Annotated in this window: 23 protein-coding genes; 14 read left to right on the top strand and 9 right to left on the bottom strand. The window is 54.2% G+C overall.

Going from position 1 to position 22,015, the window contains the following annotated elements; genetic code table 11:
- Positions 1-196: 196 nt before the first annotated feature.
- On the bottom strand, positions 197-1,825 hold the full coding sequence (locus L977_RS07500) for an ABC transporter substrate-binding protein (RefSeq protein ID WP_023338218.1): 1,629 nt from the start codon (positions 1,823-1,825) through the stop codon (positions 197-199).
- Between the two features lie 269 nt (positions 1,826-2,094).
- Here L977_RS07500 and yccA point away from each other — a divergent pair, with 269 nt between their 5' ends.
- Positions 2,095-2,754, top strand: coding sequence for an FtsH protease modulator YccA (gene yccA / locus L977_RS07490; protein WP_013097244.1), 660 nt, complete (start codon positions 2,095-2,097; stop codon positions 2,752-2,754).
- A gap of 55 nt (positions 2,755-2,809) precedes the next feature.
- Here the strand turns inward: yccA and L977_RS07485 are convergent, their stop codons facing one another.
- Positions 2,810-3,286 (bottom strand): hypothetical protein, encoded by a 477-nt coding sequence (locus tag L977_RS07485; RefSeq protein ID WP_032637041.1) that lies wholly within the window; start codon positions 3,284-3,286, stop codon positions 2,810-2,812.
- Positions 3,283-4,038: a winged helix-turn-helix domain-containing protein gene (locus L977_RS07480; RefSeq protein ID WP_023332627.1), complete on the bottom strand. Its 756-nt coding sequence runs from the start codon at positions 4,036-4,038 to the stop codon at positions 3,283-3,285. The genes L977_RS07485 and L977_RS07480 overlap by 4 nt, the downstream gene beginning before the upstream one ends.
- A 308-nt stretch (positions 4,039-4,346) precedes the next feature.
- On the opposite strand from L977_RS07480, the gene L977_RS07475 reads away from it, so the two are divergent.
- The 6 genes from L977_RS07475 (at position 4,347) to tusE (ending at position 10,582) form a co-directional block, all read left to right on the top strand.
- Positions 4,347-5,090 (top strand): hypothetical protein, encoded by a 744-nt coding sequence (locus L977_RS07475; RefSeq protein WP_023332626.1) that lies wholly within the window; start codon positions 4,347-4,349, stop codon positions 5,088-5,090.
- 75 nt (positions 5,091-5,165) lie between these two features.
- Entirely contained in the window at positions 5,166-5,672 is a 507-nt protein-coding gene (locus L977_RS07470; RefSeq protein WP_023332625.1) for a CS1 type fimbrial major subunit, read from the top strand.
- 72 nt (positions 5,673-5,744) lie between these two features.
- On the top strand, positions 5,745-8,462 hold the full coding sequence (locus L977_RS07465) for a TcfC E-set like domain-containing protein (protein WP_047625519.1): 2,718 nt from the start codon (positions 5,745-5,747) through the stop codon (positions 8,460-8,462).
- A gap of 1 nt (position 8,463) precedes the next feature.
- On the top strand, positions 8,464-9,621 hold the full coding sequence (locus L977_RS07460) for a CfaE/CblD family pilus tip adhesin (protein ID WP_047625517.1): 1,158 nt from the start codon (positions 8,464-8,466) through the stop codon (positions 9,619-9,621).
- A gap of 10 nt (positions 9,622-9,631) precedes the next feature.
- A complete protein-coding gene (locus L977_RS07455) occupies positions 9,632-10,183 on the top strand; it encodes a LuxR C-terminal-related transcriptional regulator (RefSeq protein WP_023332622.1) in 552 nt (183 codons plus the stop codon).
- Between the two features lie 69 nt (positions 10,184-10,252).
- Complete coding sequence (gene tusE, locus L977_RS07450) at positions 10,253-10,582, top strand: sulfurtransferase TusE (RefSeq protein ID WP_008499913.1); 330 nt, start codon at positions 10,253-10,255, stop codon at positions 10,580-10,582.
- Here the strand turns inward: tusE and yccX are convergent.
- The 3 genes from yccX to L977_RS07435 form a co-directional block, all read right to left on the bottom strand.
- The gene (gene yccX, locus L977_RS07445) at positions 10,579-10,860 is read right to left on the bottom strand and encodes an acylphosphatase (protein ID WP_023332620.1); all 282 of its coding nucleotides are present in this window, start codon (positions 10,858-10,860) and stop codon (positions 10,579-10,581) included. The two genes, tusE and yccX, sit on opposite strands and share 4 nt — an antisense overlap.
- 11 nt (positions 10,861-10,871) lie before the next feature.
- A complete protein-coding gene (locus L977_RS07440) occupies positions 10,872-11,600 on the bottom strand; it encodes a helix-turn-helix transcriptional regulator (RefSeq protein WP_442854925.1) in 729 nt (242 codons plus the stop codon).
- 70 nt (positions 11,601-11,670) lie between these two features.
- Complete coding sequence (locus tag L977_RS07435; protein ID WP_047625513.1) at positions 11,671-12,228, bottom strand: kinase inhibitor; 558 nt, start codon at positions 12,226-12,228, stop codon at positions 11,671-11,673.
- A gap of 174 nt (positions 12,229-12,402) precedes the next feature.
- Between L977_RS07435 and rlmI the strand changes: the two genes are divergently transcribed.
- Entirely contained in the window at positions 12,403-13,593 is a 1,191-nt protein-coding gene (rlmI, locus tag L977_RS07430; protein ID WP_014883260.1) for a 23S rRNA (cytosine(1962)-C(5))-methyltransferase RlmI, read from the top strand.
- A 60-nt stretch (positions 13,594-13,653) separates the two neighbouring features.
- Positions 13,654-13,971 (top strand): heat shock protein HspQ, encoded by a 318-nt coding sequence (gene hspQ, locus L977_RS07425; RefSeq protein ID WP_008499919.1) that lies wholly within the window; start codon positions 13,654-13,656, stop codon positions 13,969-13,971.
- Positions 13,972-14,006: 35 nt separating this feature from the next.
- Here the strand turns inward: hspQ and L977_RS07420 are convergent, their stop codons facing one another.
- Positions 14,007-14,420, bottom strand: a complete 414-nt coding sequence (locus tag L977_RS07420; protein WP_014883259.1) for a CoA-binding protein — start codon at positions 14,418-14,420, stop codon at positions 14,007-14,009.
- Positions 14,421-14,593: 173 nt separating this feature from the next.
- Between L977_RS07420 and csgI the strand changes: the two genes are divergently transcribed.
- Both csgI and mgsA read left to right on the top strand, forming a co-directional pair.
- The gene (gene csgI / locus L977_RS07415; protein WP_023332617.1) at positions 14,594-15,256 is read left to right on the top strand and encodes a curli synthesis inhibitor; all 663 of its coding nucleotides are present in this window, start codon (positions 14,594-14,596) and stop codon (positions 15,254-15,256) included.
- 80 nt (positions 15,257-15,336) lie between these two features.
- On the top strand, positions 15,337-15,795 hold the full coding sequence (mgsA, locus tag L977_RS07410) for a methylglyoxal synthase (RefSeq protein ID WP_008499922.1): 459 nt from the start codon (positions 15,337-15,339) through the stop codon (positions 15,793-15,795).
- Between the two features lie 58 nt (positions 15,796-15,853).
- On the opposite strand, the gene helD is transcribed toward mgsA, so the two are convergent.
- Complete coding sequence (gene helD, locus L977_RS07405; RefSeq protein WP_045269354.1) at positions 15,854-17,908, bottom strand: DNA helicase IV; 2,055 nt, start codon at positions 17,906-17,908, stop codon at positions 15,854-15,856.
- A 123-nt stretch (positions 17,909-18,031) separates the two neighbouring features.
- On the opposite strand from helD, the gene L977_RS07400 reads away from it, so the two are divergent.
- Positions 18,032-18,478 (top strand): YccF domain-containing protein, encoded by a 447-nt coding sequence (locus L977_RS07400; RefSeq protein ID WP_014883256.1) that lies wholly within the window; start codon positions 18,032-18,034, stop codon positions 18,476-18,478.
- 19 nt (positions 18,479-18,497) lie between these two features.
- Positions 18,498-20,660 carry a YccS family putative transporter gene (gene yccS / locus L977_RS07395; RefSeq protein ID WP_047625511.1) on the top strand — a complete coding sequence of 721 codons (2,163 nt, stop codon included), beginning with the start codon at positions 18,498-18,500 and terminating at the stop codon, positions 20,658-20,660.
- Here the strand turns inward: yccS and L977_RS07390 are convergent.
- Positions 20,617-21,243 (bottom strand): TfoX/Sxy family DNA transformation protein, encoded by a 627-nt coding sequence (locus L977_RS07390; RefSeq protein WP_032637053.1) that lies wholly within the window; start codon positions 21,241-21,243, stop codon positions 20,617-20,619. The two genes, yccS and L977_RS07390, sit on opposite strands and share 44 nt — an antisense overlap.
- Before the next feature lie 217 nt (positions 21,244-21,460).
- On the opposite strand from L977_RS07390, the gene sulA reads away from it, so the two are divergent.
- Positions 21,461-21,970, top strand: coding sequence for an SOS-induced cell division inhibitor SulA (gene sulA, locus L977_RS07385; RefSeq protein WP_014883253.1), 510 nt, complete (start codon positions 21,461-21,463; stop codon positions 21,968-21,970).
- Positions 21,971-22,015 lie beyond the last annotated feature (45 nt).

Genomic DNA, 22,015 nt, shown 5'->3' with positions numbered 1-22,015 from the left:
TCGGGTCGCCGGTTTTCAAGACCGGTGCCTTCAACCGCTCGGCCACACTTCCTAAGTGAGGCGAACTATAAACACCTCACCGCGTGCTGTAAAGAGTGGCTGCAATCGTTCGCTGTAAAAATAGCCAAAACGCGTTTAATCGGTTGAACTGACGACATATCGGCGATTTTAACAGCATAACATTCAGCCCGCCCTCTTAATGCTTTTTGATGTACATGTCTTTTGTGAAATAGTACCCGAGCTTATCCGGTGTGAATCCCCCTACCCACGGTTTGACCAGGTGGGTACGAACGTAGTGATAAACCGGAATGGCTGGCACATCACGGCCAAGCAGATCCTCCGCCTGCTGGTAGAACTTACCCCGTTCCCCGGCTGTTTTCGCTTTCGCGGCGTTGATCAGGGCCTGGTCGTACTCCGGATTGCTGTACTGGCTGGTATTTTCGCTGTCGCCGGTACGGAAGTTGTTCAGGAAGGTTGCTGCATCGTCGTAGTCCGCAATCCATGCGTAACGCACCGCGTCAAAGTTGTGGGTGTGCATGGTATCCAGCATGGTTTTCCACTCCTGATTTTGCAGCTTCGCGTCCACGCCGAGGTTTTTCTTCCACATGGAGCTGGCGGCAATCGCGATGCGCTGGTGCGATTCAGAGGTGTTATAAAGCAGGTTGAAGCGCAGAGGATGGCTTTCGTTATACCCCGCTTCGCTGAGCAGTTTTTTCGCCTCCGCGATGCGCTTGTCCAGCGGCCAGCTGGCGTAATCCGGGTTCTGCAGCTTGACCCCACCGATGTCCGGCTGGCTAATCAGCCACGCCGGACGCTGCCCCTGCCCTAACACTTTCCCTGCAATGATGTCTTTATCCAGCGCCATATTCAGCGCCTTACGCACGCGCGCGTCGTTGAACGGCGGGCGCGTGGTGTTGAACTCGTAGTAATAGGTCGCGAGCTGCGGTGAAACGTCCAGCTCGCTGCCAAGGGTTTTCTTCAGCTGGGCAAACTGGTTAATGGGGACCGTGTAGACAATATCAATTTCACCCGCTTTATAGCGGTTCACATCCGAAGCTTCAGAGGTGATGGGCAAATACGTCACTTTGTTGATAACGGTATGCGCATTATCCCAGTAGCGCGCGTTACGCTCCGCCACAATGCGTTCGTTGACCACCCACTGAGAAAGTTTATACGCCCCGCTGCTGACGAAATGCTCCGGCTTGGTCCACTTATCGCCAAAACGCCCAATCAGCACTTTGTCCACCGGTACCAGCGACGGGTGCGCCAGCATCGCAAGGAAAGCCGCGTTTGGTTGCGTGAGCGTCACTTCCAGGGTGGTATCGTTAATCGCTTTTACCCCCAGCGTATCGGGGGCTTTTTTCCCCTGGGCGATATCGGCCGCGTTGGCAATATGCATGTTGCCCGGATAGCTGGCATACGGTGACGCCGTTTTAGGATCGATCAGGCGCTGCCAGCTCCAGACCACATCTTCTGCGGTAATCGCTGTCCCGTCGCTCCAGGTGATGCCCGGCCGCAAATGGAACGTCCAGACGGTATTGTCTTTGTTCTCCCACTTTTCCGCCAGCCGGGGCTGAATTTCACCCGTCGGGGAGACGCTCACCAGACCTTCGAATAAATCGCTGATAATATTGAATTCGACATCGCTTTCGACTTTATGCGGATCGAGCGAAGCCGGTTCACTGCCATTATTTCTGACCAGTTCCTGTTTCTCTGCCAGCGCGGTTCCTGCCGGGACGTTGGCCGCCCAGGATGCCGTACTGGCGCACAGGATCCCGGCGGTAAGTAAAGAGAGTGTAAAGCGCGTGCGTGTTTGTGGTTTCATGTCCTTCGCCTTATTGTCTGTTTTATGACGATCCGGAGATAACTCTTAGCGCCCTAAGGGTAATAACGCAATATTTTTCAGTAACCTATAAGAGGTTGATCTGGTAAATTTTCTCAAACCGCTGTTCATTCTGGTGAAATGCATTTCTGCAGAAGAAATAACCATCTCCTTCGCTAACGTGCTGAGTAAAGATGGGTAAAACCACTTTGAGACTGGCTCGCCGTTTCCTATTCTTTCCGCTAATTACATCTGTCATAAGAGAGTGACTCATGGATCGTATTATTACTTCTTCACGCGACCGCACATCGCTACTCAGTACCCACAAGGTGCTGCGCAATACCTATTTCATGCTCAGCCTGACGCTGGCGTTTTCGGCGATCACTGCCACCGCCAGCACCGTGCTGATGCTGCCGTCTCCGGGGCTGATCCTGACGCTGGTGGGGATGTATGGGCTGATGTTCTTGACCTACAAAACCGCGGATAAACCGGTCGGTATTCTGTCCGCGTTCGCCTTCACCGGCTTCCTGGGCTATATCCTTGGGCCGATTCTGAACGCGTATCTGTCTGCCGGTATGGGCGACGTGATTGGCATGGCGCTGGGCGGTACCGCGCTGGTGTTCTTCTGCTGCTCGGCCTACGTGCTGACCACCCGTAAGGACATGTCCTTCCTCGGCGGTATGCTGATGGCGGGTATCGTGGTGGTGCTGATTGGTATGGTGGCTAACATCTTCCTGCAGCTGCCTGCCCTGCATCTGGCGATTAGCGCGGTGTTTATCCTGTTGTCATCTGGCGCGATCCTGTATGAAACCAGCAACATCATTCACGGCGGTGAGACGAACTACATTCGCGCCACCGTGAGCCTGTATGTATCGCTGTACAACATCTTCGTCAGCCTGCTGAGCATTCTGGGCTTCGCCAGCCGGGATTAATCTGCATCACTGATACGAAAAAAGAGAATGCCCATGGCATTCTCTTTTTTTTGTCTTATTCTCCCCGGCAGATATAGGTAGGATAACGCCGGTCCTGAATCAGCCACACGGCGGGCGACAGTTCAGAGATCGTCAGGTAGTAACGTGCGGTCGGATAGGCGAAGCTTCCCCATTGAGCATCCGGGGTATTGTCATTGTGTCGACGCCAGGTTTTGGTGTAGCTCAATACAATGACGTTATCATCTTTCCGTTGCTCCCAGGTAAAGTCGACATCCCTGTCAACGATCAAACATTGCCCGCCAGCCCTTGCCGCGCCTTTGTAAGTCGTCAACCCGGTTCCATCCTGATGAAAATAGAACTGAGCAAAGGTGTTGACCTTCACCTCACTTGCTTTTCCCTCATTGCGCGTGAAATTAAATTCTGTACTGCAGGCAAGCACATCCTTTTTACCCAGGCCGCCAGAATAGTAAAAAAGCGCTATTGCACCACCAACCAGTACACCGCTCAGCCCAAAAATAAGTTTTATTTTCATTTTTCAGCCCCGCTTTTATAACGAATGGTTTTGCACAGTCTGGTTTTACTTCCCGGGCAGGCACCAATGAAAACCTCATCCGCGGCGGAAATAGCAAAACGGGCGCTGAAATAATAAATATTATACTCTTCTCGCTCGCATGCCACGTTATTCGCCTCCAGCTGTTTCGCTAATTTCGATAACACTAACGGCCGTCCATGATCGTTAATTATCCAGATACTGCAACGCGCAATTTTTTCCTTAACTGGCGTGAGTTTCGCCGGAACGGTTATCCCCTGCGGGCGGCTAAAGTACAGGCATCCCCCTAGTGCAGCGACGATCGCGACCGCCGTAATCGCCCCCCTTTTCAGGAACGTGCGCCGCGGCTTTACGTCTTGCTGTTCAACCGGAGACTGAGAATCAACGGGTTGAATATTCTCCCGAGGCTGAAAAATCACATCGGCCTCAAAACGAAATCCATAGCGGGGTACGGTCACGATAAATTCATGCCCCTCTCCCAGCGACTGGAAGCTTTTACGTAATTCGCTTACCGCTTTATTGAGATTATTTCCTGATGGCGTAAAGCCGAACGCTTCCCACACGCGCGCGATCAATTCATCCCGGCTAAGGTCACGACCTCTGTGCTTAATAAACTCCTGTAAAAGACGAACGGCCGGTGCCGAAAGCGTTAATACAGACTCGGGTTGTCCAACAAGACTTATTGCATGTGCTTCAGGATCGAATAACAACGAATTATTGCATATAAAAAACATCTTTTATTCTCGGCTGTTACCGCATGCTTTTTAATCCCTGGTACATCGACATGAAAACCACCTCCTGATCTGCTTATTTTGTAATCAGAAGGAATTTTCTTCCCATCCCTGGTCGCGGTATTTTCGCTTAACTATACAACCTTAAAGACAGAAAAGCAGGATAAAAAACTGTATTTAACGAGTTAATTAATACAAATTTTCACAAACCGCTGTTCTGGTTAAAGTTTCCCTGCCCTGAAGCGATACGAAAGCAGACGGTGTCCTGGTGTTAACGCGCCACCGATGAACTCAGAGCAGGCAGGCAGAATGTGAAACAGAAAAAAAGAGTGAACATGACAACCGCCTTTTATGTCGCCGCGCTGTCATTACCATTTTTCTCAGAAATGGCAATGGCCAATATGAGCGTGTACCCGATGGAACTTAACGTGGATAAGTCCGGGGCGGCGCAAATAAAAGTGGCTTCAAAAACGGATGATATTCAGTTCATTCGGGTGAGGCAAAAGAAAATTCTTAATCCCGGCACTGCCGACGAAAAAGAGATTGATGTCGCCTCGTGGAAAGAAGGTGGCGTTGTTGTGACGCCAGAAAAATTTGCCCTGGCGGCTGGCGCAATGCGCGTCGTTCGTCTGGTATCGCTCACGCCACCGGAAAAAGAGACCACCTGGCGCGTCTATTTTGAAGGGGTAAAGCAACCTGACAGCATTATTCCAGGTCAGGCAGAAAGCGCTGCGGCGAAGGCGACATTGGGCGTCAATGTCATCTGGGGCGCCCTGATCCACCTCGCCCCGGAAAAAAGTGTGGTTTCACTCTCGATAGACCCTCGCAGGGGGACGTTAAAAAACAACGGTACGCTGCGCGTGCCGCTGAGAGAGATCGGTATTTGTGACGCAAATTCGTCGTGTAAATGGATTAAAGAAGACGCGACGATTTATCCAGACACCGAACGGAAATTAAAAACGCTCACAAAGACACAAGGCCATAAATATAAATTCCGCTACTTCAACTGGGTGAATAAAACCGCTGAAGAAGCTGATTTACCCGTCGTGCAATAACACGACGTTACCGTAAAGACCCCAAAGGGTTTGTTTAAAGAGCCAGGGTGCTCATTTGTAAATATGGAGATATCAATGCGTAAGTATTTTAAACCCCTGATGATTGTTGCCGCGATGACCACGTCCGTTAGCGCGCTGGCGATCCAAAAAGATATTACCGTCAACGCCAGCGTTGATTCACAGCTGGATATGACCCAGGCCGATAATACGCCGCTGCCGGCAAGCATCGATATGCAGTACCTGCCAGGCCGCGGTCTGGAAAGCTACCGCCTGAATACCAAGGTATGGTCTAACTCCGCCACCAGCAACGTGAAAGTCCGTCTGGTGAGTGCCGCGAAGCTGGCAAATGCCGACGGTGCTGAGTCCATCCCAATGACGGTGAAGCTGGGCGATAAAACCCTCTCTACCGCCGATGTTGAATATACCGGTACCGAACTGTTCCCGGGGAGCATTGAAAACGGTTCAGCGGTACTGCCGCTGACCATTTCTCAGACCACCAAAGGCATTCTGAAAACCGGTCAGTACAGCGGCGTTGTCAGCCTGATGCTGACGCAAGCGACGACCACGGAAGGCGGTGCGTAACACCACAGCACCTAAGGAATAACGTCAGAGGGTGCCCACCCTCTGACGTCAGGATGATGTCGAGGCTCGTTCATGGCGTTTCACAGAAATACTCTCCTCTTTGTTGCTTTGTTACCCGCTTCCATCCAACTCGCCTGTGCCGGGATGACCGTCCCGGCAGGTTTTGAAGATCTGGCGAAAACCCAGCGCCTGTGGACAGAGGTAAACCTCTATGGCGAGTCGCTTGGCCTGTTTGAAACGGATATCACGCTTGAAACGGTCAGTTTTGTCGCACCTGAAACCGTTGTAGCAGCCATCAAACGACGGTTTAACGACGACCCTGCTCTCGTTGCCACCGTGTCTGCCACGCTGGCCGTTCCGCTTGCCCGTAACGGCAACCTGGCCTGCAGCAGCAACAGCTCCGCAGCGGGCTGCGATTACATTGATACCGACCGCGCGGCCATTATCTATGACGAGAATAACGCCCGTATTAGCCTGTTTTTAGACAAGAAATTCCTGCCTAAAGCCACCGCGGAAAATCAGTGGTATCAGCCCACGCAGGACACCGAAAATGCGCTTATCCATCAGCAGAATGTTAATTTTGTTGCCGACAGGGATTATCAGTCAGCCACCGTGCAGGGCAATGGCGCGCTGGCGCTCACGCAGGACGGCTATGTTAACCTCGACTGGACCTGGCTGGGACAGCGTTCAAGGCACCAGCAGCAACAGGAAATCACCGTTAACAATGCCTGGTTCCGCCAGGATATCTTGCGCCAGTACTATGTCCAGCTGGGCGAAATGGATACCCGCGATCTGTTCAGTAATGCTGGTGGAAATATCAACCTCAGCCAGCTGCCGCTGGGGAAAATTCGCGGCGTGCGCGCAGGCTCAACACGGGCGTGGATAAATCCGGTTCAGCAGTCAAAGGGAACCCCTATCACCGTGCTGCTTTCCCATGACGCGCGTATTGATGCCCGCCGTGGCAGTCAGCTGCTGGCCAGCTTTTACCTGAATGCCGGGGCGCAAACTCTCGACACGCGATCGTTTCCGGACGGGAGCTACACCGTCACTCTGTCGTTCTATGAAAATAACCGGCTAACGCGTACCGAGCAGGTGCCGTTTACCCGAACCGGCATTACGCCATTCGACCGCGTCGAGTGGTTCCTGCAGGCGGGTGAAACCGACAATAGCGATCAAAACGAAGAACCCAGCGCGGTTGCGCAGGCGGGCGTACGCCTGCCCGTCACCGAGACCTTAGCGCTTACCAGCGGAGCAACGATAAAGCAAAACCAGCGCTTCCTGGAAAATGCGCTCGACTGGAGCCGGGGCTTCAACGCGGGCCCGATCGACGGCGTGCTGAGTACCCGGTTTAGCTACCTTTACGGCAGCGAAGGCCAGCGCGGCAATATTCAGCAAATCAGCTACAACGACGGTTTTTCACTGAGCCTCTATCGCAACGCGCTATCAGCGGAAAACTGCAACAACCGAAGCGCCGGGTTTGACGCCGTGAACGGCTGTTATCGCACCCTCTCGGTGATGTTTTCCGTCCCTGTCGGCGCCTGGTATGCGAGCCTCGGCTATTCGGATAACCGCAACGAAGGACGGTACGTTTCACGCCGGGAGCTGCCGGATAGCGACGATCGCCACGATGCGGGTTTGCCGTGGGAATCGGTCTATATGACCCGCTCGCGCTCGCGGGCCTGGCAGGGAGGTCTGAGCAATGCCTTTAGCACCCATGGTCTGAACATTAACAGCAGCGTTAACCTCTTCATGCGCAACGATGATGCCCGCGACGGCAGGGACAAAGGCGGCTACCTGAGCGTGAGCCTGTCCATGGCGCATAACCGTCAGGGTGATGCATCTAGCTATACCTCTCTGGGGGCGACCTGGCAGCACCAGCAGCGTGAAAAAAATCAGCTGAGCTACAACGTGGCGCATAACTGGTACAGCGATGCACGCGGTGAAAACGAGTACGGCCTTAGCGCATCAGGCATTAACAGCGACTCGCTGAATACCTCAGCCTATACGCGCCAGGGCGGGCGATATGGCAACGACAGTCTGACCGTCAGCGACGCCTGGGATCGTCAGGACAGACGCCATACGCTGAGCACCAGCGGCAACTACAGCTCGACACTTGCGCTGTCGCGTTCTGGCCTGTGGCTGGGCCGCTGGAGCGACGGACGCCCTGCTTCCGCCGTCGCGGTTAACGTTGCCACACCGACTGATACCCAGGCTCCGAGCGTTGCCGTGTCGCTGGATAACAGCGGGAGCGCAGACATTCCGGGTAATAGCCGCGCCCTCTTCGCCGTACCGGGCTACCAGCAGACCACGTTGACGATTAACGAATCGCTGGATGTATCCCGGGGAGCCAGCAGTGAGATCACGCAAGGTTCAGGCAGCAGAACGCTGTTTATGGTGCCAGGCAAACTGCTGCGTCGGGATGTGCAAACCACCGCAAGCTACACCTGGCTCGGCCAGTTAACCGACGAGCGTCATTCGCCGTTTATCGGTGGTGTGCCGCTGAACGTTAACGGCTGGAGCGATCTCGGCAACGGCGGATTCAGCGCCCAGAGCGATGCCCTGCTGCATAACCTCTACCTGGTGCGTCAGCAGCAGTTTTATCAGTGCGAACTCAACGTGAAAAGTATGCGCGACGTGGTGCGCTATGTCGGCTCAATTCCTTGTCGGGAATTAACCTTCTCGGCCCTGCCGGATGCCATCCAGCAGCAGGCACAGCTGATGCTCGCCGGACGATCGGTACCTGCCGGGCCAACTGCCATGAACGCCGACAACCTCACTAAAGGGAAATGATGTGATGAAGTACCTCTTTATTTTACTGTTGTTAAGCCTGTGGACAGGCCAGACGCTGGCGGGCGCCCCTGCGGGACGAAACACCAGCGTTGGGATCAGCTTCGATCGCACGGCACCGCCTGCGCGTTTCGATATCTGGTTGCATGAATCGGGCGGCTTTGACACCGCCGACCCGCAAAAGTGGGGACGTAATACCCTGACCTGTCAGTCCCGGACCGACGCCACGTACGGGGCCTGCATGAACTCTCCGGTCTGGTTCTCGGGTAACCCGGCCGCGCCCTATGCCATCAATTTACGTTTCACGCATGCCCTCACCAGCAAGACGGTGGATATCAAGGTGTATGGCGATCACTACATGTTTATCAACAATAAAGTGTTTACCTTTGCCAGCTTTGTGACAGGCGGAACACCCAAAATCGCTGACTGGAACAGAGAGCCCTACTTCGATTTCTATATTGTGAAAAGCGAACTGGATAAGCTCGCCCTGCCGGGGATCTGGACCGCAACGCTGAAGCAGAACCTGCGTCAATGGGGGAGCGCCGACTGCGGCGGGGACTTCAATGACGTAAACGTCGGATGCCCTGGCTATCTAACTATCGCCAGGTGGCAGGCAAACATTCGCATTGAGGTGGTCGATCCGGGTAATCAGCAGATTTATCTGCCGGCATTTCCGCACTCCACGCCCATCGTTAACCTCAACCTGACTAACTTCCCGGGGCGGCCGGGTGGCAGTGAGATCCAGGGAGAAAATACGCTGGATATGTGCCTGTACGATGGTAAAAACAGCACCAGCACCCGCACCTACCTTCGGTTTGAGGACGACGGACTCACCTCAGCGGGCCGTACTGAAGGTGCGTTTTCAATCAGGCGACGCGGAGGAAGCCAGACCGATGCGCGAGACCGTCTCGACTATCAGGTCTTTGTCACCCATCCCATCACAGGCGCAACAGACATCGTCGCTAACGGTAAAACCGTGGTCTGGCAAGGGACTAACGATCCGCAGTATCTGCGTCAGGTCGTCCTGCCCGGCGGACGCGAGAGCGTACTGTGCGTGCCAGCCCCTATTATCCTGAAAACCCCTTCATTTACTGCCAGCAGCAAAAATGCCGGGGATTACACCGGCACGCTACGCATTATCTACACACCCAGTACGTTATAAAGAGGCCGCCGTGAATTACGTTATTCTTGATAATAATCGCTTTTATGCCGAAGGTTTACGCTACGCCCTTCTGCGCCGTAACGCTCAAATGCTGGTTGAAAGCGGCGCGGTAACGTGGCGCCATTCGTTATTGGCCTGCGACACCCTCGTTGTGCGCTGCCGCTTTTCCGTCGCCGGGACGCATCAGGCGCTGGTTGAGATTCTGCTTCAGCTGGAGGCCAGCCGCTGGGAAGGAACGCTTTATCTAGTGTGCAATGAAAAAGGCTGGGCGCTGGCCACGCATCTGCGAAAGCGTTTTGCCACGCTGACCTCATATATTATTGATGACAGAATTGCCGTCGCGGATGCAGCGTATCTGCTTGCAAAAGAGCCCCGTCGGGTCCGCAGCCTGAATTGTTGCCTGACGGGCATGGAGTTCAATGTTCTCGACAGGCTGGTTAACGGGCAATCGGTAAGACATGTTGCGACAATGACGCAGATGAGCGAAAAACAGGTCTCGACGTACAAATGCAACGCGTTAAAAAAGCTGAATGCCAACAATCTGCTACAGCTTCTTCTATAGACCGAAGTTTCTCATGCCGCCCCTTCTTTGCTAGACTAGGGGCGGTTTTTACTTTATCGACAGAGCACTATGTTCATTTTTGCAGGCCAGGAAATTGAGACCGATAGCGAAGGCTATCTGAAAGATACCACGCTATGGAGCGAGCCACTGGCGGAAAAAATCGCCGAAAACGAAGGTATCACCCTCTCCCCCGAACACTGGGAAGTCGTGCGTTTTGTGCGCGAATTTTATCTCGAATTTAATACCTCTCCGGCGATCCGCATGCTGGTGAAAGCGATGGCCAATAAGTTTGGCGAAGAGAAAGGCAACAGCCGCTATCTGTATCGTCTGTTTCCGAAAGGCCCGGCTAAACAGGCCACCAAAATTGCTGGCCTGCCAAAGCCGGTGAAGTGCATTTAATAACGAATACTGAAGTTCTCGTATTCCCGGCCGGGTTGATGCGGTTCCGTTAGCACCCTGTCAACCCGCGCGCTGCGCGGGCCACCCGCTTTCAGCCACACCATCAGTTTTTCTACCTGCTTCGCGTCGCCACAGGCGACCACCTCAACGCTGCCGTCATCCATGTTTCGCGCGTAGCCCGTGATCCCGAGCTGAAGAGCCTCACGCTGGGTGCTGTAGCGGAACCCGACGCCCTGAACGATGCCGTGAACCCAGGCAATAGTGCAAACTTTTGACATTTTTCTTCTCCTTAACGTAGCGTTTTCGGCAAACAGCCGTAGTGCTGCCGAAAGCGGGCGGTGAAACGAGAACTGGAAAGATACCCACATTGTAATGCGATTTCGCCAATGGGTAATCGGGTCGATTGCAGCTGTGACAGCGCAACGGCCATTCTCACCTCTTCCACGATCTGGCGAAAACTCTGCGACTCTTCACGCAACTTTCTGCGCAGCGTCGGCACGCTTAAGGCCAGACGGCTTGCGATATCCTGCGCAGTCCAGGATCTGGCCGGCGATAGCATGATGAACTGCCGCACCTGCTCAGTCAGGTTACTGCTTCGCTCAATAAGCAGCGGACCTGCCACGCCTTCATGCAGCAATGCCAGCAAAAGACCGAAGGCCTGATGTTTTTGTAACGCCTCCGGTAAATCCTGACGCACGGCGTGCAGCAGGTTATCCCACATAAACGCCAGCCCCTCGCTCAACGGGACACAAAGGGAATGTAACGTCGTGCCCGGCCAGGATTTCAGGTAATGCGCTTTAAACTCGGCCAGGATCTCTGGCGACAACATCATCAAGTCCGATCGAAACATGCCGTGCGCAGGCTGATTAATAATCTCCATTGACGTGTTGGCCGGGATAATAATCAGCGCATCCCTCGTTGCCACCAGGCGATTGTCATCCTGAACAATGACCTTACTGCCGTGAGTAATGTGACAAATGGCCGGAAAAAAAAGTTTAACCTGGTGCAGGCGATGCATTTTGCTGGCACTGACTTCGCCCGCCGTCAGCTGTTTATGTTGAAGGTAAAACTCCTGCACCGGGTCATCCTTATCTGCTGTACGTTGCGGTTAACTGCGTTTTACCCAGAATGTGACTGTTTATCATATAACCGACCAGCGCGCCGCTGGCATTGTTATCAAGGGGCAGTGTGTCCACGTTCAGCGCCCAGACGGTAATCTGGTAACGGTGCGGTTTGTCTCCCTCAGGTGGACATGCGCCGCCAAATCCAGAATAACCGAAGTCATTACGCCCCTGGACCGCGCCAGCGGGTAATTTCTCACTCTTTGGGTTACCCGCGCCCGCAGGCAGTGCCATTGTTTTCGCAGGAATATTGGCGACTGTCCAGTGCCACCAGCCACTGCCGGTGGGGGCATCGGGGTCATATACCGTGATGGCAAAACTTTTCGTACCGGCTGGCGGATGTTTCCATGCAAGCTGCGGAGACTGATTATCACCGTGGCAGCCAAAACCGTTGAACACCTGCTGTTGCGCTAAACGGTGCTCCCCGGAGATATCCTGACTGGTGATACTGAAAGGCGTTGCCGCTAAAACCTGAAAACTTATCGCCGCCAGAGCGGTTGTTACTATTACATTGCGCTTTTTCATGGGGGAGTCCTTTGCTGAACGGGAAGCCCCAATGTAAGGCACGCGGCCATACCGTAATGTGCTTAAGCGATTTGATTTTGTGCCGAAACGCTCAAAGGCATCCACAGATGATTGCGACTTGCTGAATGTGATAATCTACGCGCCATTTCCCTGAAATCGACAGAACAGCAAATTATGAGTGTACGTTTAGTGTTAGCCAAAGGGCGCGAGAAATCCTTACTGCGCCGTCATCCCTGGGTTTTTTCTGGCGCAGTTGCCCGCATGGAAGGCAAAGCCAGCCTCGGTGAAACCATTGATATCGTTGACCATCAGGGGAAATGGTTAGCGCGAGGCGCATACTCGCCTGCGTCCCAGATCCGCGCTCGCGTCTGGACCTTCGACAAAGATGAAACCATTGATATCGACTTCTTCGTTCGCCGCCTGCAGCAGGCGCAGCAGTGGCGTGAATGGCTGGCAAAGCGTGACGGTCTGGACAGCTATCGTCTGATCGCCGGTGAGTCCGACGGCCTGCCGGGTGTGACCATCGATCGCTTCGGCAACTTCCTGGTGCTGCAACTCCTGAGCGCCGGAGCGGAATACCAGCGTGCCGCGCTGATTAGCGCGCTGCAAACGCTGTTCCCGCAGTGTGCCATTTACGACCGCAGCGATGTGGCAGTGCGCAAAAAAGAGGGCATGGAGCTGACTCAGGGGCCTGTAACGGGCGAACTGCCGCCAGCCCTGCTGCCCATCGAAGAACATGGCATGAAGCTGCTGGTGGATATTCAGGGCGGTCACAAAACGGGCTATTACCTTGACCAGCGCGACAGCCGTCTGGCGACCCGCCAGTACGTCGCCGACAAGCGCGTGCTTAACTGCTTCTCCTATACCGGTGGTTTCGCCGTTTCGGCGCTGATGGGCGGCTGTGCTCAGGTCGTCAGCGTGGATACGTCACAGGAAGCGCTTGACGTGGCAAAACAAAACGTCGAGCTAAACAAGCTGGATTTGAGCAAAGCGGAGTTTGTACGCGACGACGTTTTCAAGCTGCTGCGTAAATATCGCGATCAGGGCGAGAAGTTCGACGTTATCGTGATGGATCCCCCTAAGTTTGTGGAGAATAAAAGCCAGCTGATGGGCGCCTGCCGCGGGTACAAAGATATCAACATGCTGGCCATCCAGCTGCTGAACCCGGGTGGCGTTCTGCTGACGTTCTCCTGCTCCGGTCTGATGACCACAGATTTATTTCAGAAAATCATCGCCGATGCCGCAATAGATGCTGGTCGTGATGTACAATTTATAGAGCAGTTCCGTCAGGCAGCCGATCATCCCGTGATTGCTACCTACCCGGAAGGGCTGTATCTGAAAGGGTTTGCCTGTCGCGTCATGTAACTTGAAAAGAGAAATATTGACCACACATAACGTGTAAGTCGTATTTCCCGGGAGGTGACTATGATTGCCAGCAAATTCGGTATCGGCCAGCAGGTCCGCCACACTTTGCTAGGGTATTTGGGTGTGGTCGTCGATATCGACCCGGAGTATTCCCTTGATGAACCGTCAGCAGACGAGCTGGCGGTTAACGCCGAGCTTCGCGCTGCGCCCTGGTACCATGTGGTGATGGAAGGTGACGACGGACAACCCGTTCATACCTACCTTGCCGAAGCGCAGCTGAGTAGTGAGTTGCAGGAAGAGCATCCGGAGCAACCTACGATGGATGAACTTGCTCAGACCATCCGTAAACAGCTACAGGCTCCGCGCCTGCGGAACTAAGCGTGCAAAAAAAGCCCGATAACGGGCTTTTTTTATTATTTCGCCAGCCCCAGACGGGGGATCTCAATCGCCGGGCATCGGTCCATGACCACTTTCAGACCCGCTTCACGCGCCAGCACGGCCGCCTGCTCGTTAATCACACCCAACTGCATCCACAGGGTTTTCGCCCCGACGGCAATAGCATCCTGCGCTACGCCCCATGCGGCCTCGGAATTACGGAAGACATCGACCATATCAATTTTTTCGGGTACGTCAGCGAGCGTGGCATACCCTTGCTGGCCCAGCAACGTTTTCCCCGCCACTTTTGGCGAGACCGGGATGACGTGATAACCCTGATCGAGAAGGTATTTCATCACCCGATAGCTGGGACGATCGGGTTTATCACTCGCGCCCACCAGCGCAATGGTCCGCGTGGATGTCAAAATCTCAGCAACATCATTCTCTTTCATGGTTTTTCTCCTGGCTTTTTTAAAAGTGTACGCCAAAGCGCACATCTCAACCATCCATCCCATACAGATGCATGAGGGCAAAACGGCAAAATATGTCTATATGTTAGTAAACGTGATTATCGAAAAATTTAGATACATTAATGCGGCGACAGTATGTCTGACGGGAGCCTCCTATGAAAACCGGTATTGCCACGGCTCTGATTGCGTTAGTGATGCCGGTTTGCGTATTTGCTACCACGCTTCGGCTCTCTGGCGACATTGATCTTCTGGTACTGGACGGAAAAAAAGTGTCCAGCTCATTATTACGCGGTGCTGACAGCATCGAATTAGATAACGGCCCCCATCAACTGGTCTTTCGAGTAGAAAAATCGATCGGCCTGGCTAACCATGAGCAACGACTGTACATCTCGCCGCCGCTGATTATCAGCTTTAATACCCGGCAAATCAGTCAGGTGAACATTACCCTGCCTCGCCTTGAAACAGAAAAGGAATCGGCGGCCTTTGACGCCTCGCCGCGCATTGAACTGCTGGACGGTGATGCGATGCCAATCCCGGTGAAGCTGGATATTCTGGCATTAACCACGTCCCCCAAAGGCCCGGATTACGAGGCGGCTACGCAGGTTTATAACAAAGCCGGTAAACGCGCCTCCCTTCCGCAGTTTGCCACCCTGATGGCCGACGACAGTACGCTGCTTTCCGGCGTATCAGAACTGGATGTTATCCCGCCTCAGTCCCAGACGCTGACGGAACAGCGCCTGAAATTCTGGTTCCAGCAGGCCGATCCCGACACGCGGGCCCGATTTTTACAGTGGGCAAAGCAACAACCTTCATCCTAAGCCACATTTTTTTCGCCTGAGGCTTGCAGCGTCAGGCGCTTCCCGTCATCGTGTAGTCAGTTAACCTGATGGATATGATTATGGAACTGACAACACGCACGCTGCCTGAACGCAAACACATTGCACTGGTGGCGCACGATCACTGTAAACAAATGCTGCTTAACTGGGTGCGCCGCCATCAGTCTTTGCTGGAAAAGCATGCCCTTTCAGCGACCGGCACCACCGGAAACCTGATCCAGCGCGAAACGGGTCTGGAGGTCAATGCGATGCTGAGCGGCCCGATGGGCGGCGATCAGCAGGTCGGCGCGCAGATTTCCGAAGGGAAGATTGACGTGCTGATCTTCTTCTGGGATCCGCTGAACGCGGTTCCGCACGATCCCGATGTTAAAGCCCTGCTGCGTCTGGCGACGGTGTGGAATATTCCGGTGGCGACAAACCTCTCGACGGCGGATTTCATCATCGAATCACCGCAGTTCAATTCGCCGGTTGATATCCTGATTCCGGACTATCAGCGTTATCTTTCTGAGAGACTGAAGTAGCTTTTTTGCCGGGTGGCGGCTTCGCCTTACCCGGCCTACCCATCCTTGCCCGTCGTCGCTACGGCTTTCTCGCTACCGGCACATCAATACTTTTCAGAATATCGACAAACACGGATGGCTCCGCTTTATTGAACAGCAGCCAGACGCGGTGACGTGCGCGCGTCATTGCCACATAGAGCAAACGTCGCTCTTCGGCATCCGGGAAGTCTTCCGGCACCGGCAGTAGGGCCTGTTCCATCACCGATTCACGGGCCGGAGCCGGGAAACCGTCGCTGCCCTCTTTCAGCCCCATCACAATCACATAATCGGCCTGCTGCCCTTTGCTGGCGTGAATAGTCATAAATTCAAGCTGCAGTTTCGGCCAGCGGGTAGCTGCTTTTTCCAGCGCTGCAGGTTTAAGGTGATGATAACGCGCCAGCACCAGGATACGCTCATCGGGCTTCGCATAGCCGCTGAGCTTGTCCAGCAGCGGTTCCAGCTGGTCATCCGCCAGCAGGGTGACGGCTTTTTTATCCCCAGGCCGCAGGCTGTTAAGCGGCTTGGTCAGCTGATGCGGGTTTTGCTGGATAAAACGGTTGGCGATTTCACCAATCCGGGAGTTGAAGCGATACGTGGTGTCCAGATCGCTGCGATCCCCTTCACCAAAATAGTGGTGGAACGCGGTCGTGAGTGAAAGCTGTGCGCCGCTGAAGCGATAGATGGCCTGCCAGTCATCCCCCACCGCAAACAGCGAGGTATGTTTATTTTGCGCCCGTAGCGCACAGAGCAGTGCTGCGCGCTGGGGTGAGATATCCTGAAACTCATCCACCAGAATATGTTTCCACGGACTGACAAAACGTCCTTTCTCAAGAATGACGATCGCCTGATGGATTAAACCGGAAAAATCGACGGCATTTTCCGCCTTCAACGCGGCTTTCCAGGCTTTTAAGAGCGGAGCCATCAGTTTAACCCGCTTCGAAAACAGATCGCGCATCCCCTCTGGCGCACCTTCAATCATTTCAGCCTGTGAGCCACCGTGCATCCGCATCAGGCTGACCCAACGGTCAAGACGCGATCCCAGCCGACGCGCCAGTTTATCATCCTGCCAGAAACTGCCTTCCGGCACTGCCCAGTTGAGCTCCTCTTCCAGCCACTGACGCCACCCTTTCGCCTGCGCTTTTTTCTCACTGCACTGCTGACGCCACGTTTTGATAAACAGCGCCTGGCGCGCCTGCGTGTCGTTTTCCAGTTTACTGACGGAAGGCACTTTTTTACTGCCCTGCTGAATGATGTGCAGCGCAAGGGCATGGAAGGTTCTGGCAGTAATGTCCCGGGTATGCAGACGCTGCTGAATGCGTTCGTCCATCTCCTCAGCAGCCTTACGGCCAAAAGCCAGCAGCAGAATCTGATCGGCAACCGCTTCGCCGGTCGTCAGAAGCCAGCCTGCACGGGCCACCAGTACCGACGTTTTGCCGCTTCCTGCCCCCGCGAGCACCAGCAGTGACTGCTCGCCATTGACCACCGCGCGAGCCTGCGCAGGGTTAAGCGGCGAAGATTCCACCGTACTGAAAAAGTCGGCGTACTGGGTCAGCATGGCATCTGTCCAGGCCTGGTTATGCGCCAGCCGACTCTTATCCCTATCGTTCAGCCAGGCCTGACACTGACGCCAGGCGTCGCGACAGTTGTCGAACTCATCAAGACGCGTTACGGCAATCGGCAGGGCCGAGAGAGCCTGGCGAATCTTTTGCTGCAGCCCGGCAGTCTGCTGGCGGGTCAACCACGTTTGTTGCGCGTTGCTCTGGGCGATCTCGTCCAGCACCTGGTGCAGAACCTGGGCGGCAATCACGCTCATGTCGTGACTCCACTGCTGCCAGCGGGCGTTCAGGTGGTGATGAAAACGCTGGGTTTCCGCCCACTCGGTGCCGTGAAGACGCACGACTTTATCGTCTGGCAGAACAAACTCCAGCTCACCCCATACCAGCCCACGCTTACAGTGGATGGCCAGAAGCTGATTAAACGGAATAAGGTATTCGTGGCGTTCTCCGGAGACTTTCACCCCGGCGTTGAGCAAAACAACGCTGTCATAAGGGTGTTGCGCCAGGCGTTTGCCTAATGAAGTTGCTTTCAGTTCCATGTCCCGCCAAATCCACGAAGAGATAATTTACCTGACAGTTTAACTGCCAGTTTTAAGGTGCTCCAGCCTAAAAAAACGTTACAATCATTGGGCGTTAATTTTATCGAAAGGAAGTGAGGGTTTATGCGTACCGTTCTGAATGTGTTGAATTTTGTGCTGGGCGGTTTTGCCACCACCCTTTCCTGGCTTTTTGCCACACTGGTGAGCATCGTCCTGATTTTCACACTCCCCCTGACCCGCTCCTGCTGGGAAATCACCAAACTCTCGTTAATCCCCTACGGTAACGAAGCCATCCACGTTGACGAACTGAACCCGGAAAGTAAGAACGCCCTGATGAACACGGGTGGAACCCTGCTGAACATTCTGTGGCTGATTTTCTTTGGCTGGTGGCTATGCATCATGCATATTTTTGCCGGTATTGCGCAGTGCATCTCAATTATTGGGATTCCGGTAGGGCTCGCGAACTTTAAGATCGCCGCCATCGCCCTTTGGCCCGTCGGGCGCAGAGTTGTTCCGGTTGAAGTGGCCCAGGCGGCGCGTGAAGCGAACGCACGCCGTCGTTTTCAGTAAATAAGGACTGGCCGCGTTTATGCTAAGCCCACTGCTTCGCCGTTATACCTGGAACAGTTCCTGGCTTTACAACGTCAGGATTTTTATCGCGCTTTGCGGCACGGTAGCCCTGCCGTGGTGGTTGAATGACGTCAAACTCACCATCCCGCTCACGCTGGGGGTGGTGGCCGGGGCGCTTGCGGATCTGGACGATCGCCTGGCCGGTCGTTTGCGTAATCTGGTGATTACGCTCGTCTGCTTTTTTATTGCGTCAGCGTCCGTTGAGTTGCTCTTCCCCTGGCCGTGGCTGTTTGCGCTGGGCCTGACGCTTTCGACCAGCGGGTTTATTTTGCTGGGTGGACTGGGGCAGCGCTACGCCACCATCGCCTTCGGCGCCTTACTGATCGCCATCTATACCATGCTGGGCGTATCACTTTACGACCAGTGGTACCAGCAACCTCTACTGCTGTTGCTGGGCGCCATCTGGTATAACCTGCTGACGTTAACCGGCCATCTTATCTTCCCGGTTCGCCCGCTGCAGGATAACCTTGCCCGTAGCTTTGAGCAGTTGGCCCATTATCTGGAACTGAAATCCCGGCTGTTTGACCCGGATATTGAAGAAGAAAGCCAGGCGCCGCTTTACGATCTGGCGCTGGCAAACGGTCAGCTGGTCACCACCCTTAACCAGACGAAAGCCTCACTGCTTACCCGTCTGCGCGGCGATCGCGGTCAGCGTGGAACGCGAAGAACCTTACACTACTATTTTGCCGCCCAGGACATTCATGAACGCGCCAGTTCCTCGCATGTTCAGTATGCCGCCCTGCGTGAAAAGTTTCGCTACAGCGACGTGATGTTCCGCTTCCAGCGCCTGCTGTCCATGCAGTCCCTGGCCTGCCAGCAGCTCTCGCGATCCATTCTGCTGCGCACGCCCTATCAGCATGACCCCCGTTTCGAACGCGTGTTTAGCCATCTTGATGCGGCGCTCGATCGCGTTCAGGCCAGCGGAACATCACCGGAACATATCAAAGCGCTGGGTTTTCTGCTCAACAACCTGCGGGCTATAGATGCTCAGCTGGCGACCATCGAATCCGAACAGGCGATGGCGCAACCGGGTAATGATGTGGAAAATCAGCTGGCTGATGACAGCGTGCATAGCTTTAGCGATATGTGGCTACGGCTGAGCCGCAACTTTACGCCAGAGTCGGCGCTCTTTCGCCACGCGGTGAGAATGTCTCTGGTACTATGCGTCGGTTATGCCTTTATCCAGATAACCGGTTTGCAGCATGGCTACTGGATCCTGCTGACCAGCCTGTTTGTCTGCCAGCCAAACTATAACGCCACCCGGCACCGCCTTGCGCTGCGTATTATCGGTACGCTGGTCGGTGTCGCGATTGGACTTCCCGTGCTGTACTTCGTGCCTTCTGTTGAAGGGCAGCTGGTGCTGATTGTGATTACCGGCGTGTTGTTTTTCGCGTTTCGCAACGTGCAGTACGCTCATGCCACGATGTTTATCACGCTGCTGGTGCTGCTCTGCTTTAACCTGCTGGGTGAAGGGTTCGAGGTCGCCCTGCCTCGCGTGCTCGATACACTGATCGGCTGTGCGATTGCCTGGGCAGCGGTGAGCTTTATCTGGCCGGACTGGCGTTTCCGTAATTTACCGCGGGTGTTAGACAGGGCATTGAACGCCAACTGCCGATACCTGGATGCCATCCTTGAGCAGTACCACCAGGGACGCGATAACCGTCTGGCTTATCGGATAGCCCGCCGCGATGCGCACAACAGTGATGCTGAACTGGCTTCGGTTGTCTCTAACATGTCAACGGAGCCTCGTGCCACGGCCGAGATGCGTGAGACGGCTTTCCGGTTGCTCTGCCTCAACCATACCTTCACCGGCTATATTTCCACGCTGGGTGCACACCGCGAGAAACTGGTCAACCCGGGCATACTCAACCTGCTGGATGACGCGGTCTGCTACGTCGATGATGCACTGCATCACCGGCCAGCCGATGAACCGAAAGTGAGACAGTCGCTGGATGAACTGACTCAACGTATCGCGCGTCTTGAGCCAGGAAACGACAGCAAAGCGCCGCTGGTGCTACAGCAGATTGGCCTGCTTATCGCTCTGCTGCCAGAAATTTGCCGGTTACAACAGCAAATCGCTACCTGGAGGAGTGATTCTTCTGTGGCTCAGGCAGCGCATTAAACCACTCCGTCAACTCCCGGCGAGTGCCTGCCGGGAGTGCCGCCTCATGCAAACCCTCAATAGCCCCCTCAAGGGCGAAGAGCACTTTAATACCGAGTGCCCTATTTTTAGCCCGCATCTTTAACCAGCACTCCCTGGCACCCAGTGCCCGCAGCGTCTCTTCGTTAGTAATGCCAGCTTCAAAAAGTAATACCTCAAGCTGAAAGGTCAGGTTTGGCAGATCTTTAAGCCGGTTTCGTTGATGGCGCTGACAGCGCTCTTTCCTCGCCGCATTGAGCGCGAAAGAGGAGAGCTGAAGCAGCCGTTCCCTGTCTTGCCACAGTCCATCATCGACACGGTAATAGTTGAGAAGTACCGGGCGGCCTCGTTTCATCAGCGTCAAAAAAGAGGCGGCATTTTTTACACAGTATTTCGCGCTTTCTTCACAGGCGCGAAGGTACAGCTCGCCATCTGACACCATGGCAAAAACCGCGTCATCTATCGCCAGGGTATAGCCACCGAACAGGGCGCGATGATGAATTTCTCCTAGCGGTGAGAGGTATTCCTGGGATTGATAAATCCGTTCATAAGATATCTTTTTCATGATATTTCCCTTCTAAATCATAAGGTAACAGCGAAATTTCTTACTAGCGGATCCGTTAGCAGGAAAATAGGCAACTTAGCGCCGTTGAGCAAGATGATTTTTCGAGGGGCATCAACATTGAACGAATTTTGCGAGTCGCTTTCCGAAAATGAGGTTGATCTTTATGCATACAGGGGTTACTGTATATCCATACAGTAACTACAGGGCTGGAATGAATATGTACACTTCAGGCTATGCAAATCGCTCAACTTCTCTCTCCTCTACCGCGGGCACTGTCGCGCACAACACCGTTGGGGGTGTTTCGACGGGGCTTATTAGTGAAGTGGTTTATCGTGAAGACCAGCCTCTGTTGACCCAACTCCTGCTACTGCCTTTATTACAGCAGCTTGGTCAGCAATCGCGCTGGCAGCTCTGGCTGACGCCACAGCAAAAATTGAGCCGTGAATGGGTTCAGTCCGCAGGCCTGCCGCTGGCTAAGGTGATGCAGATTAACCAACTCTCTCCCTGCGATACCGTTGAGTCTATGGTTCGCGCGTTGCGCACTGGAAATTACAGCGTGGTGATCGGCTGGTTACCCGAAGAACTGACGGAAGAGGAACATTTTCGTCTGACTGAAGCGGCTGAAGAAGGGAATGCGATCGGGTTCATCATGCGCCCGGTTCGTCCAGATTCTTATCGCAGAGGACAACTTTCTGGGCTAAAAATTCACTCAAATTTGTATCATTGAGCGAAATTAAGATTTTTCCTGGAATTTTTTTTGACCGCAAGATAC

Source organism: Enterobacter sp. ZOR0014, assembly GCF_000798855.1.
Lineage (GTDB): Bacteria > Pseudomonadota > Gammaproteobacteria > Enterobacterales > Enterobacteriaceae > Enterobacter > Enterobacter kobei.
This window is presented reverse-complemented; position numbering and strand designations above follow the sequence as displayed.